Consider the following 14789-nt stretch of genomic DNA (forward strand, 5'->3'; position numbering starts at 1 on the left):
ATGTAAGTAGAACATAATGGAAAATATATACGCCGAGATTATTACCATTGGAGATGAAATTCTTTATGGTCAAATTACAGATACAAATAGCCAGTGGATTAGCAGCGAACTAGATAAAATAGGCATCAGAATTATTAGAAAGGTGTCTGTTGGTGATGTGAGAGAAGAAATTGAAAAGTCTTTTAAAGAAGCTGAAGCAAGAGCAGATATAATTATTATTACCGGAGGGCTTGGTCCAACTAAAGATGATATTACAAAAAAAACAATTGCAAACTATGTAAATGCAGGTATGATAATGAATGAAGATGTTTTGGAAAACATCAGAAATATCTTCGATAAAAAAAATAGAGAAGTAAATAAACTCAACCGAGGGCAAGCACTTGTACCAGATAAAGCCACAGTTTTAATGAACCCCGTTGGAACTGCTCCAGGTATGTGGATTGAACATAATAATAAAGTTTTCATTTCTCTTCCGGGAGTACCTCACGAAATGAAAAGAATCCTAACCGATTCTGGCTTGCCCAAACTCAGAGAAAAGTATAAAACACCATTCATTTATCATAAAATGATAAAAACCATTGGTATAGGTGAATCTCTGCTTGCACCAAAAATTGAAGCGTGGGAAGACAGCCTACCAGAAAATATCAAATTGGCATATTTACCAAGAGCCGGACAAGTAAGATTGAGACTTACTGGCACTTCAATGAATAAAGAACAAATAATTGATGATGTAGAGAAAGTGGCATTAGAACTCAATAAATATATTAAAGAGTTTATTTATGCTTTTGATGATGAAGAGATTGAGGTAACTATTGGCAGGCTACTTAAAGAAAAGCAATTAACCCTAGCTACAGCAGAGAGTTGCACAGGTGGCAGAGTAGCAGATAAAATTACTGATATACCTGGTTGCTCTGCATATTATATGGGTGGGATTGTGTCTTATAGCAATGCTGTTAAAATGAGTCAATTGGGTGTAAAAGAAAGTACTTTAAAAGAGTATGGTGCAGTGAGCGAACAAACAGCCAGAGAAATGGCAGAAAACGTGCGTGTAAAATATGGAGCAGATTTCGGAATTTCAACAACTGGTATTGCAGGTCCAGATGGCGGTGTTCCAGGCAAACCAGTTGGTACTATTTACATAGCTCTTGCCAGCCCAGACGAAACACAAGTTAAATTATTGAATTTGGATACAGAAAGGTTAATAAATATCCAAAGAACTTATTCAGCAGTATTAGAAATACTAAGACAAAAACTAATGGTAAGCTGATTACAGCCTTACCATTAGTTTTTTTACCATAATATCTTTCCATGCAGCAAAGTCGCCTTCGATAATGTGCTTTCTTGCTTCTTTTACTAACCACAAGTAAAAGGTTAAGTTATGCACACTCGCGATCATACCTGCAAGGTATTCGTCGCTATGTTTCAGGTGTCTTAAATATGCTTTAGAATAAAATGTGCTCACATAACCACCTAACTCTACATCAATTGGTGTGAAATCGTCTTGCCACTTAGCATTTCTTATGTTGATAATACCTTGTGTTGTAAATAACATACCATTACGAGCATTTCTGGTTGGCATTACACAATCAAACATATCTACACCTAGAGCAATACATTCTAAAATGTTTGCAGGAGTGCCCACTCCCATTAAATACCTTGGTTTATCTTTTGGTAAAATGCCACAAACCAACTCTGTCATCTCGTACATGTCTTCATGTGGCTCACCTACTGAAAGCCCTCCAATTGCATTACCTTCTCTTTCAAAAGATGCAATGGTCTCAGCTGACTGCACTCTCAAATCTTTATAAGTACTGCCTTGTACTATTGGGAAAAGTGTTTGCTTATAACCATACAAAGAATCAGTAGTATCAAACCTGTCGCAGCATCTTTTTAACCAGCGATGAGTCATATGCATAGAATCTTTCGCGTACTGATATTCACATGGATATGGTGTACATTCATCAAATGCCATAATTATATCAGCACCAATTATTCTTTGAATATCCATCACATACTCAGGAGTAAAGAATAATTTATTACCAGAAATATGCGATCTGAATGCCACACCTTCTTCTGTAATCTTTCTAGTATCTGCCAATGAATACACCTGATAACCACCGCTATCAGTCAATACTGGCCTCTCCCACCCATTAAATTTATGTATACCACCAGCTTTTTGAATTATATCTAGACCAGGACGCAAATACAAATGATAAGTATTTCCCAGAATTATTTGAGCCTGAATATCATTCTCTAACTCTCTTTGGTGAACTGCCTTTACAGTACCTGCTGTACCCACAGGCATAAAAATCGGTGTTTCAATTTTTCCATGATCTGTGATCAACTCACCTGCTCTAGCATTCGATTGCTTATCCTGATGTTGAAGTGAAAATTGCATGATTTAAAATTTAAGTCTGCAAAACTAAGAATTTTAAAACATATCTCTTCTTTCTATTTCATTATGAAAATAAAAGTGAAGTTTTAAAGAGTACTCACTAATAGCTCCGATAAACTTACATGAACATCACAATAACATTGTGGAAGCGTTGTGGGGAAAACATATAAATCAAGCTTATGCAGTACTGGACACACGAAGAAGTTTCTCTCAAATTACTGGATTGCTCTCAAATAGTTAATGGCGAAGTCTGCATAAGGCTAGCTACTTTTAAAGAGATGGTTTTCGATCCTAAATATCCACCTGAAATGTTTGATGAAAGCATCGAAGTAATTAAAGATTTAGAACAAAAAATGAATCTAAAAGCATCTTAATCACAATCTAAGAGATTCTCAACAACACAACAGTCAATATTATTTACTAACAACAATTTAACAAATGAGATATACGCTAATTCTCTTTGTTTTTGCATTCATTTTTTCTTGTAATGTAAAAGCACAAACAGACTTTGTAAATGCTTATGTTATTACAAATTCTTACGACACCATCCAAGGGCAGATTTTTTATACTGGAGACTTAACCCTTACAAACTCTTGCAAGTTTAAACCTCAATTTGGCGAAGAAATAACAGAATACCAACCTGGTGAAATAAGAGGTTTTTATCTAGATAATTATAAATACTTTACAACAAGAAAGATTTCATCAGATAAAAGTGAAAAGCTTTTGTTTCTTGAAGTACTAATTAAGGGAGATATTAATATTCTAAAACTGAATACACCTGTAAAAAATAGATATTTTATTGAAAGCAACCGAGATGGCTTAACAGAAATTCCGTATGTTGAAAACATCATTTACGATCATAACCACTCATACTTATCCAGTTCAAAAAGACATTATGGCATTCTAACTCATTATACTACTAAAGTTCCAAGCCTTTCTAGAATTATTAGAAATATACATGAACCCACAGAAAAGAGGCTAGTAAACCTTGTTGAGAACTACCATCGGTTGTTATACCCTTCTCAACAACATACTACATTTAAAAGAAAAAAAGCAGAAGTAGATGCATTTGTTGAGGTGTTTACAGGTTTACCTGTTTACAATTCGGAATTTAAAACCTCGTATAAACGACCAAACTATGGCGCCATTTTTCACATTTCGAGCAGTCATATAAATAAAAAAATATATCTTAAAACAGGTCTGGTAAGTTACTTCCTAAACAAAATAAATACTGACACAGAAAGCTCGGTTTATAAAGTCAAAATTCCTTTGCAAGTTGAATATCTACCAAGAAAAGGAATGATAAAACCAAGACTTGCTTATGGATTCAATTTCTATGAACCATTACCAAATATTACCGCACTCAATGTTGGAATTACAAGCAAATTGTACCGATCAGTAGGATTGTCATTAAATACAGAAACTGAGTTTAAGAACCAAATGCTGGTTTTGCCAAAAAAACTATTCAGTTTTAACGCTTCAATCGGATTACTTTTTAAAATAAAATAGGCCACTTGTTTAGTGACCTTTTGGTTTAATTGTGCATGTCAGCTTCGTTTAACTCCCAATTATAAGAGTAATGAGATACTTTAAAGTTTTTGTCTAATTTTTCTTTTCTGTATTTATTGATATAAGCTAACAAATCGGGAGCTTCATTTAAAAAGTCTTGTTTGTACCAATTAAAAATCTCTGATAGCATAACTTGCTTCTCAGACTTATTTACTTTGGTGAAATCAGAATTGTTAATTGCTTTTGTTGTTAGTTGCTGTAATTGTTCATCCACCATTTCTGGAGTAAAAGCAAAACTGGCAATCTCAGGACATCCTTTAGCTGCACAAACTAAAGCAAAGTGAATTCGGCTATCTTTATAAACCTCTCTTATTTTTTTATTTTCAATTTCATTTAATGTGAGTACTTCACCCGCTACTGTTTGTTTCTTTTTATCAAAAAAGCCATCTATGCTCATAGGTGAGTCAATCGGATAAGCATCAATAATATTTTTTATTACTAGAATATTATAAGCATTCAGGTAAAATGCTTTTTTTTCGTCTGATGAAAATTGGCTAACATCAACATTTGCTACATAATCAGTCAGGTTATTCAATACCGAAGAATTTTGTTTAATTCCCTTATATTTCACCCTTCCTTCGGTTACATTAGATTTAAAAAATGCATCTGCTTTTTTAAAAAATGATTCTTGTTGTGCATTGGAATAGAAGCCCAAAAACATCAGACTAAAAAAAATAATTGCTGTCTTTTTCATAAAGTTTTAATTTTTCTTCAAAAATCAGTTTCGTACATTTATGTTTTTGTCAGTCAGATGACAAAACAACAGTATTATGGCACTTTTAACAATTTCAGGAATATTAGATCAATTTTTCAAGGGATTATGCTATTTTTTCATTTCTTTTGAAAGATTAACTCAAAAAATTTGAAAACCTATTACATACATAACTTCTAGAATAAATGACGCTAACAGGCATTGACTGGCTATTTATAGCCCTCTTTTTCATTATCTCCACAGCGATTGGCATCATCACTTCAAGGCAAGCTGGTAAAAGTGCACAAGACTTTTTCCTCTCGGGAAGGAACATGCCATGGTGGCTACTGGGTGTTTCGATGGTTGCAACCACATTCTCTGCAGATACTCCCAACCTCGTTGCTGACATTGTAAGAAATAATGGTGTTGCAGGAAACTGGGTATGGTGGGCATTTCTCTTAACAGGTATGCTTACTGTTTTTGTTTATGCAAGATTATGGAGAAAATCTGGTGTACTTACAGATTTAGAGTTTTACGAAGTACGATACAGTGGCAAAGAAGCTGCTTTCTTAAGAGGATTTAGAGCACTTTACTTAGGTGTATTCTTTAACATCTGTATTATGGCTACAGTTTCATTAGCAGCCATTAAGATTGGTAACATTATGTTGGGCTTTTCTCCCGTACAAACTTTATTAATTGCATCAGTTGTTACTGTAATTTATAGTTCACTAGGTGGGTTAAAAGGTGTGCTTATCACTGACTTCTTTCAGTTTATCATTGCCATGGGTGGCATTTTGTGGGCTACTTTTGTTATTCTCGACTTACCAGAAATAAATGGTTTATCAAATCTTTTACAACATGAAAATGTTGCTGATAAACTCAACTTCTTACCAGATTTTTCTGATACGCATAACTTATTAGTATTATTTATAATACCTATTGCAGTGCAATGGTGGAGTGTATGGTATCCAGGTGCTGAGCCAGGTGGTGGCGGTTACATTGCTCAACGTATGCTTTCTGCTAAAAATGAAGAAAATGCTATTGGTGCAACATTATTTTTCAACGTTGCTCACTATGCTTTAAGACCTTGGCCTTGGATAATCATTTCATTAGCTTCATTAGTTCTTTTCCCAGAAGTTGCCGATATTAAAAAAGCTTTTCCTAATATCGATGATTCTGTTCTTGGACATGACATTGCATTCCCAGCTATGTTAACATATTTACCAGCAGGTTTAGCAGGTCTAGTATTGGCTTCTTTAATAGCTGCATTTATGTCTACAATTTCAACACACTTAAACTGGGGATCATCTTATGTAGTTTATGATTTTTACAAAAGATTCGTAGATCCAAACGCATCTGAGAAAGCTTTGGTGAATGTAGGAAGAATTACAACTGTAGGTTTAATGGTTTTAGCTAGCTTACTTGCGTTGGCGCTCACAAGTGCCCTAGAAGCCTTCAACATACTACTTTCGATCGGTGCAGGAACTGGTTTATTATTCATTTTAAGATGGTTTTGGTGGAGAATTAATGCTTATAGTGAAATCACTGCCATGCTTGTTTCATTTGTAATGGCCATCTATTTTCAGTTAATTCACCACAGGTTAGGATTTGATCCATTACCAGATTATATGAACCTTATTTTAGGAATCATAATCACAACAATAGCTTGGGTAACTGTTACCCTATTTACAAAACCTTCAGACGAAGACACGCTAATCAAATTTTATAAACTAGTATCTCCTGGAGGTCCGGGATGGAGCAAGTTAAAGAAAATTGCGGCAGATAAAGGTGAGACTCTTCCCGACAAAGGAAAAGCTTGGAATGTGCCTTTAGAAATCCTTATGATGATTATTGGTTGCTTTACAGTCTACTCTGCCCTATTCTCAATGGGTTACTGGATATACGGCGAAACAACCTACGCACTTATCTTAACTGTATTAGGCATTGCTGGAAGTATTTTCCTTCTATCTAGCTGGAAAAAACTCAAAAAAGGATATGCTACTTAAAAAATAAACTTTAATAAAGAAGGGCCAGTAGAATTTTACTGGCCCTTTTTTATTTAATTTAAAATTCTTTCTTCGTCATTTACTTCTCCAACTACCTTAAATAATTCGTCAACTACTTTGGCAAAGTTTGGTGACTGATTATTACACAATAAAATGAGCGTTCTATCTGAATCTAAAAACCTAATAAAAGTAGTACTATAACCAGGATTACTACCATTGTGTCTAGCTACTTTTCCATATTTATCATCATCACTTACTCCCCATCCAAACCCATAAGGATACTCACTACCATCATTCAATTTTGCAGGAGTATAGGCTACTATAAGAGTTGAATCTTTTAATAAACTACCCGATCTTAAATATTGATCCCATTTTAGTAAATCCAATGCTGTAGAACTTACTCTACCTGGACCTTTTCTATCTCCAAGATAGGTTCCATAATCAGTATAAGGGAAACTATCTGCAGCTAAATATTTCTGTTTCTCAGCATCATAAATAAATCCCCAAGCAAAATCTGCCATTTTCAGTTTCTCTTCTTTACTTCTAATAGCAGTTTTATCTAATCCACCAGTTTTAAAAACCCTATTTTGTAAAAAGTCTACAAAGTCTTCACCTGATACCACTTCGACAACACTTGCTAGTAACACATACCCGGTGTTACTATATTCGTATTTCTCTCCGGGTTTAAACAAAACTGGTGGATGATATTTTACCAAATATTCTATAATTTCTTTGTTTCCGGCAACTTTGCTCTTATCCCAATGCTCTTCAAACAGAACCATGTAATCTGGTAAACCAGAAATATGTTGTAGCATTTGTCGAATGGTAACTCCTTCATAAGGTAATTCGGGAAGATAATGCTGTAAATAATCATCAAAACTAAGTTTTCCATCTTGTTCAAGCATCATAATTGCTGTAGCTGTAAACTGCTTTGATACGGAAGCCAACTCGAATACATCATTTTTTTCGAGATTGGTATTAGTTTCGAAGTTTTTATAACCTTTAGCTTTATGGAGTTTAACATCCCCATTTTCAGCTACTAATAATACAGCGCTTAAGGAATCCATTTTAGAAAAAATTGAATCCACTTTAATAATCCACTTTTTTTGAGGTGAACTACTTGTTTCACTTACAGAAGTGTTTGGGCTATTTTCTTGTCTATTGCAGGCAAAAAATAGAAGTATGATCGAAATTAAGTTGAGTATTTTCGACATTTAATCAAATTATTATACTAAAAAATAAAGAGTAGTTGTCGATTAAAGGTTAAAGTCGCTGAATTTAAGTCAATTTTGAATTATCATTTACAAATTCATAAATTTTTTAAAACAAAGAAAGAATATTTTGCATAGCTTTAGGCCAAAAACGAAATTTACGAGCATATAGAAGATAAATTATTGATAAATTCTTTTATAGTTATTTCTTTTTCACCCAATCATTCGTTAGAGAGTAAGAGGTTATAGCAAATAATTATTTTAGGAAATCAATATTTGCTTTAAAAATTAGACTTTTACTATAAATATTAGGTAATTATCATAGCTGAAACTTATTAGAATTAATTTATTTAATATCTAAGTTTTATTGCATTCCATTAAAATGAAGGGATTTAGGCATTTATCATTTTCGATATTCTCCTTACTGTATATTACAGTATCTCTGCATGCATTTGGATATGCCCAAACTAATCTACCCCAACTTCCTACACCTGAACGAAAAGCCTATCTTACTAGATTAATTGCAGATTTTGTTTTCTGGCCAAATGAAGAGCAAGAAAATAATGATCCGTTTATTATCAGTGTTTTTAATGATGAGAACTTTTTTAGATATCTATTATATCTATATAAAGATGTTAGATTTAAAAATAGAATAACTAAGATTGAACATATTACAAGTGTAGATGAGATAGATGGTAGTCAAATATTATTTGTTACCTCTACTTCAGAAGAAGTGTTAGAAGAGATTTTAAATAAAACTAAAAATGAACCTATTCTGACAATCGGAGATCAGGAAGAGTTTGGTAAAAAAGGTGTTATAGTTAATTTCTATGCTGAAAATGAAGAACTTAAATTTGAAATTAACTTCCTTTCGTATCAAAATTCCGATTTACAGATAGACTCAAGACTTTTTGATGTCGCAAGGATTATAGATTAACAAACATATTTAATTTTTTTATTTAGAAACCGCAGCTTATTTGAACACATAAAATATGTTTAAAAATTTATCTATTAAGGGAAAGCTAATTTTAATTATTCTTACTGTAACCACATTCGCCCTCATACTTGGTTTTATAGCCGTATTTATCACGTTTAGATCGGGTTTATATGAAGATTTAAGCCACAGCATGCTAAACACAGCTAAAATTGTAGCAGATTATAGTATTACTCCAGTCAGGTTCGACGACAAAGAAAGAGCAATAGATATTCTCGAAAAACTCAATAATGAACCGCAAATCGAATGTGTTCACATTGAAAAAAACAACGGTGAAATACTGGCCTTTTACAACAATGAATGTGAAATTCCTAATATAGCGATTCCCAATGGTGGCGAAGCCTTATTTTATAATGGATACTTACACATTATTCAGCCTATCGTTTATAAAAACAATACTTTAGGTAGAATATACTTAAAAGCATCAACAGAAGAAATTAATAATAAATCTAGTCGGATTATAGTCAATTTGCTTGCAATTGCCTTATTAATAGTAATTCTAGCTTATTTGTTTGCAAGTAGACTGCAAAAGTTAATTTCTAGCCCTATAATGAAACTCACTCAGGCTACTAAACAGATTACAAATGAAAGTAATTATTCTCTAAGAGTTACGAAGAAAAATAATGATGAGATAGGGACGCTCTACGATGGATTTAATGTGATGCTTAAACAAATTGAGTATCAACAAGCAGAAGAGAAAAAGAGTAAGAAAGCGCTTCAACTTAGTGAAGAGAAATACAGAAACATCTACCAAAACTCTATTATTGGCATTTTCCAATGCAATATAGAAAACGCAGAGCTAATCGAAGCAAATGATAAAACTTGGGAGATGTTAAACATCAGACCAACTAAAGATTCATTGGTTAATAAAGTAATTTCTGTAAAAGATGCTTTAAGAATTAGGAGAAGTGTAAAGGACAATGGTTTTATTGAAAACTACGAAATTACACTAGACTCTAATGGAGTTCGCACTTGGGTTTCTATCTCAGGTAAATACCTTTCTGTAGGCGACGAAGAAATATTTGAAGGTGTTATAAAAGATATTACAGAAGAAAAAGAAAGCTTCTTAGAACTCAAACGAGTTAATTATGAGCTTGATAACTTTGTTTATCATACTTCACACGATTTAAGATCTCCACTCCTATCTATTTTAGGTTTAATATCAATCTCTAAAAATGAAAAATCGTTAGATGCTGTACTTTACTATTTTGAACTCATCGAGAAAAGTGTAAAAAGGCTTGATGCTTTGGTTATAAATCTACTTACACTTTCTAGAAACAGTCGGGTTGATGAGAAGCAACAGTTAATAGATATTCAAGAAACTATTAATGAAACGATTGAAATTCTAAACCTAAATAAACCTGAAAAGCTTGAAATTTACACAGATATTAAGCAACACAGTAAATTTTATTCAGACCAAACAAGACTTAACATCATCTTAAATAATCTTATTTCAAATGCTTACAAATACCAAAACCCATCAGAAGATAAACCATTTGTAAGAATTGAAGTGGAGATTACTGAAAAAGAGTTTAACCTTTCCATTCAAGATAACGGATTAGGTATAAGTCAGGAAAGTCAGGCTAAGGTATTCGAAATGTTCTACAGAGCAACCGATCAGGCGCATGGCTCTGGTTTAGGATTATACATTGTAAAAAATGTAATAGAAAAGCTAGATGGAAGTATTAGATTCACTTCTGCTATTAGAAAAGGCACAACCTTCCATGTTAAACTTCCAAACCACGTAGAAGAAGCTATTTTAGCTGAAGAAGAATCAAAGTAATTACTCGGATACAAGTTTGACTATTCATCTGAATCTGATTTATACATAAATTCAACTGTATCATCACTTTCGTCAGATTTGTATCCAAATCTATCTTTCAATTTCTTATCTACCACTTTCTTATTCAGAAATTTATTAATCTCTTCAATAGGAAGTGTACTTTCAATTTCACCAAATTGATTTACCTTAATATCAAATCCTTGTAGATCTGGATGCACTCTTGGAGAATTACTTGAAGGCTGACTAGTTTTTAATTTTTTCTTCATAATCGTTCTTTTAGGAAAGATAAATTTAGGAAAGAATTAAAGCCTAAGCAAAGCTTGATTTTATTTGATTGATAAATTTTAGATTTGTTACAACCTGAATTGCGCAGAGAGCTTAACACCAAACTTACTTGCATCTGTATCTAAATAATTCAATCTATGCATAAAGTCTACTCTAATAAACCTAAAGATGTTTTCTATTCCGTAGCCCAATTCTAAATAAGGATCTTTACCTAAGGCTTGAAAACCATCTACAGGATTACCCAATGGGTCTACATCTGGTGTAAGATTAAGATTAGCATCAGAAACTCTACCATAGAGTGCTTTTCCGCTCACAAACAACCTCCAATTCAATTTTCTAAGCAAAGGCACTCTATTTATAATTAGCCCTTCAAACCTGTGTATCATTGAAAGTGAAGCATATCTGTCACTCACAAATTCAAAGAAATTCATGAGGTTAAATGAATTTTCATTATAGAAAATTGATTCGTTACCGAGGTGAGCTTCTAATAATGGATAAGGCAAAGTAGAAGGAATATAACCTCCAGATAATAGATAGCTAGTTCTACCTAGTACCCCCATTCTAAAGCTTTGTTTTAGTGATGCATTAAACTTGTGAACCGTAAAATCACTATTTAAAAACCCCTTTATACCATGCGTATACCTCAGCGAAATTTCGGGGCTATTCCCTGAACCAAGACTAATTCTTTCATTGTCATTTTGAATATATGTTTCTCCGGGAGCAAACCTCAATTCAAACATTATCTCACTCACAGAAAAATCTGACTTGTAATTAATGTCACTCCCATCAGTTTCATAAATAAAAGGAAAAAGAGGCTTTATATCTCTATTTCTAAAAGTCGTTTGAAATGTAACTCCTTTGAAAATATCAGTTCGAGCCCATATTTTATTTATCTGATGCATGTATGGTCGCCTCAATGTACCGAAAGATGAAAAGGAATTAAATAACGGGTTATTATCCAAGTTATCGCTAAATATTCCAACTTGATCTATATCGTCTCTTCTAGAAATACCAAAGACTGTCCAAGGCTTTCTAGAAGCAATATATTCAGCACTTAAACTATATTTAAAACGCTCGTCTTCTGTTCCATAAGCCCCATAACCTCTCAGGATAAGTTTTTTACTAAAATCTACATTCGTTTTAAAACCCATTCTAAATCTATGACCTTCAATATCATTCCGGTTATACATGTACAAATATGGTCCTACATCTATTTTACCTACCTTTTTATAACCATACAAAGCAATGTTGGCCACTTCTACATAAGTTTTTACTACAGGCAGATTTTTCATGGTATCAATCATGTGATACACATTTTTTTCTGTAGCACTTAATGGATCGTGTCTGTTTTCTTCCCAGAATTGATCATCAGAAATTAATGCTCGCTCATCTAACAATACCTCTTGATCGTAAAACTTAAGGTCTTTGGGTTCATTAATTTTGAAATCTTTATTAGATACATAAAACTTAGCCAACATACCCGCCCAATCGTCTCTAATTTCTCCAATGTCAATTATTACTCTGGTTTTGTTTGGCAACCAAGCGCCATTTTTTACCACCATTTCATACTCTTGCTGGATTTTAATTTTTTCAACAAAGTTTAAGTTGGCAGTAGATGGAATGGTAACATCGACTTGTTTTAAGGCATAATTATTTATAGAATCGGCAATCCACATTGTCCCAGTAAATGCCAGGTCTTCTGGGCGTTTAGGTGTAAATGCAATCTGATAACAAGGTATCCCTCCAATTATCACATTTTCTTTTTGTAGATCGTAATCGTAAAAACCCTTCCAGCTTTCAGAAATTGGAGAAACAAAATCTTTTTCTACGATTGTCATCCAACTTTTATAGAAGTTATATTCTTGAAAAGATGAACCTATCAATTGCGAAACTGTAGAACCATCTGTTATACCAATACCTGTAACTTTTGATTTTTTAATGTGTTCTTTTTTCCGCTCAGGATCGCGGATATAATAAACATCAGATAGTGATTCAGAAATGAAAATGGGTAAAATTGGCTTACCATCTTCACCAGCAATACTCTGGATACTATCCAGCACATTAGTGATTTTTCTAACGATTTTTTTCTCCCTAAACTTCGAGGTAATGTTATCTACATCTATTTCTATCTTAGTGTAGCTCTCATGCTCAAAAGCTTCTAATGAGCGCTTATCGTTTTTATCTTTATTATCAACCACATTTCGAAGAATTTCCCAGGCAGGGTTTTCGTATTCTCCATAAACAATTTCGATAGCTTCGAGTGTAGTAGCATCTGGAATAAGCTGGAAATCAATTTGCTGGGTGGCTCCCTTCTTTATAGCTTTTACTTTCTCTTTATAACCAACATAAGAAGCTGTTAAAGAATCTCCGGGATTATCTGTAGATAGTTTATAAAAGCCCTCAAAGTTTGTGGTTGCACCTTTTGTTGTACCTGCAAAGTAAACATTTACAAAAGGCATACCCTCACCAGTATCGCTATCAGTAATTTTGCCTGTTATAACTGTTGTCTGAGCCCAAACCTGATTTACACCTAAAATCAGACTGATAATAGTAAATAAGATGTATGCAGAAAAATTATTTTTCAAGTGACACTGAGATTTTAGTAAAACTTTTTGGCATTTAGACATCAATTAAACACCACTGTAAATCAATATGTTGACTCAATTGGATTAGGTAATAACATGTTGTTACAGCCGGTATATTGTTATTAATTATTTCAAATTTTAATTAATGAAAATCAATAAATTATGATATACATTTTTAAACAAAATTGAAACCTAAAAACCCTATAGTAAGTTCAAACTTTTTGTTAGATAATAATTGTGTCAGATAGCTTTAAATGCAACGGAAATTTACTCTAAAATTTGAAGTGCATCTATAAAAAAATGGTATGTATTATTATTTTAATATACTTTTCAAATTTGCTAAAATACTTCTGCAAATTTACTGAAAAGTATAATTACTTCTATTATTTTTTATATGCTGAATGGGTACCTATTTCTAAGTTAGCTAAAAATTGAATCAACTAGGTCGTAAATCTCGAAAGTTTTATCTTCTAATTTTTGTACGTGAACAATACCATTCACATTACTTAAAAAAATACTGTCTGCTTCTAAAAGTATTTCTTTTTTTTCTGCTACTTCTAATACTTTTACCCCAGCTTTTGTAAGCTTTTTAATGATATTTTTTCTTGCAATTCCAGCAATACAGCCTGTTTTTAAGCTTGGTGTATAAATTACCTTATCTTTAACCCAAAAAATATTGCTTGCTACACACTCAGCAACTCGTTTTTTTGAATCACAAATTACTACATCATCAAAACCTCTCTTTTGCTTTTCTATAGAGGCAATTATATAAGGTAGGGCATTAGTAGTTTTAAACCTCGAAAATGGACTAAAACTAACATTTACTTCTTTGCTAAAAGCGATTTTTATGGCTTTAAATTCATAAACATTAGGTTGCTCTTCTGTTGTAATTAGAATGTTGAAGTGATTATTGTTTGGCAAGTATAAACCTCCCGATTTTCGCCAAACATTAATTCTTACTTTTATTCTGCCATGCAGTTTATTTTTAGAAATTAGTCTAACAATCTGCTGCTCAAGTAAGTCTTTTTTTATACCTTCAGCACCTTCAATACCTAAAGCCTTCATCCCATTTTTTAATCTCTTGAGATGATCTTTAAAGAATCTAATTTTATTCTTTTGATATATGATTGTTTCAAATAAACCATCGCCATATCTAAAGCCTCTGTCGCTAAATGATACTTGAAACTCTTTATGGTCTATTTGTTTGAAGTTATAACTTACCAGCATTGAACAGAATCAACTCTATAAAATAATCACTTTAAAAGATTAA

At 32.8% G+C, this 14789-nt stretch carries 12 protein-coding genes; 6 read left to right on the forward strand and 6 right to left on the reverse strand.

Going from position 1 to position 14789, the window contains the following annotated elements; translation table 11 throughout:
• The first annotated feature begins 16 nt into the window (after window positions 1-16).
• On the forward strand, window positions 17-1267 hold the full coding sequence (locus OQ292_RS01415) for a competence/damage-inducible protein A (protein ID WP_284684264.1): 1251 nt from the start codon (window positions 17-19) through the stop codon (window positions 1265-1267).
• Here the strand turns inward: OQ292_RS01415 and tgt are convergent, their stop codons facing one another.
• Complete coding sequence (tgt, locus tag OQ292_RS01420; protein WP_284684265.1) at window positions 1268-2398, reverse strand: tRNA guanosine(34) transglycosylase Tgt; 1131 nt, start codon at window positions 2396-2398, stop codon at window positions 1268-1270. It abuts the gene before it with no gap.
• Window positions 2399-2574: 176 nt separating this feature from the next.
• On the opposite strand from tgt, the gene OQ292_RS01425 reads away from it, so the two are divergent.
• Both OQ292_RS01425 and OQ292_RS01430 read left to right on the forward strand, forming a co-directional pair.
• Window positions 2575-2769, forward strand: a complete 195-nt coding sequence (locus OQ292_RS01425) for a hypothetical protein (protein WP_284684266.1) — start codon at window positions 2575-2577, stop codon at window positions 2767-2769.
• Between the two features lie 64 nt (window positions 2770-2833).
• Entirely contained in the window at window positions 2834-3904 is a 1071-nt protein-coding gene (locus OQ292_RS01430; RefSeq protein ID WP_284684267.1) for a hypothetical protein, read from the forward strand.
• 25 nt (window positions 3905-3929) lie between these two features.
• Here OQ292_RS01430 and OQ292_RS01435 read toward each other — a convergent pair whose 3' ends face one another.
• A complete protein-coding gene (locus OQ292_RS01435; RefSeq protein WP_284684268.1) occupies window positions 3930-4658 on the reverse strand; it encodes a DUF547 domain-containing protein in 729 nt (242 codons plus the stop codon).
• 203 nt (window positions 4659-4861) lie between these two features.
• On the opposite strand from OQ292_RS01435, the gene OQ292_RS01440 reads away from it, so the two are divergent.
• Complete coding sequence (locus OQ292_RS01440) at window positions 4862-6661, forward strand: sodium:solute symporter family protein (RefSeq protein ID WP_284684269.1); 1800 nt, start codon at window positions 4862-4864, stop codon at window positions 6659-6661.
• A gap of 53 nt (window positions 6662-6714) precedes the next feature.
• Here OQ292_RS01440 and OQ292_RS01445 read toward each other — a convergent pair whose 3' ends face one another.
• Window positions 6715-7728, reverse strand: a complete 1014-nt coding sequence (locus OQ292_RS01445; protein WP_284684270.1) for a serine hydrolase domain-containing protein — start codon at window positions 7726-7728, stop codon at window positions 6715-6717.
• 526 nt (window positions 7729-8254) lie between these two features.
• Here OQ292_RS01445 and OQ292_RS01450 point away from each other — a divergent pair.
• Window positions 8255-8809 carry a YfiR family protein gene (locus tag OQ292_RS01450; RefSeq protein WP_284684271.1) on the forward strand — a complete coding sequence of 185 codons (555 nt, stop codon included), beginning with the start codon at window positions 8255-8257 and terminating at the stop codon, window positions 8807-8809.
• A 55-nt stretch (window positions 8810-8864) separates the two neighbouring features.
• Complete coding sequence (locus tag OQ292_RS01455) at window positions 8865-10649, forward strand: ATP-binding protein (RefSeq protein WP_284684272.1); 1785 nt, start codon at window positions 8865-8867, stop codon at window positions 10647-10649.
• Between the two features lie 20 nt (window positions 10650-10669).
• Here the strand turns inward: OQ292_RS01455 and OQ292_RS01460 are convergent, their stop codons facing one another.
• The 3 genes from OQ292_RS01460 to OQ292_RS01470 form a co-directional block, all read right to left on the reverse strand.
• Complete coding sequence (locus tag OQ292_RS01460) at window positions 10670-10915, reverse strand: hypothetical protein (RefSeq protein WP_284684273.1); 246 nt, start codon at window positions 10913-10915, stop codon at window positions 10670-10672.
• Window positions 10916-11002: 87 nt separating this feature from the next.
• On the reverse strand, window positions 11003-13519 hold the full coding sequence (locus OQ292_RS01465; protein WP_284684274.1) for a DUF5686 and carboxypeptidase-like regulatory domain-containing protein: 2517 nt from the start codon (window positions 13517-13519) through the stop codon (window positions 11003-11005).
• A gap of 420 nt (window positions 13520-13939) precedes the next feature.
• Window positions 13940-14746 (reverse strand): aminotransferase class IV, encoded by an 807-nt coding sequence (locus OQ292_RS01470; RefSeq protein ID WP_284684275.1) that lies wholly within the window; start codon window positions 14744-14746, stop codon window positions 13940-13942.
• Between the last annotated feature and the right edge of the window lie 43 nt (window positions 14747-14789).

The organism is Chondrinema litorale, assembly GCF_026250525.1.
In the GTDB taxonomy this organism is placed as follows: Bacteria; Bacteroidota; Bacteroidia; order Cytophagales; family Flammeovirgaceae; genus Chondrinema; species Chondrinema litorale.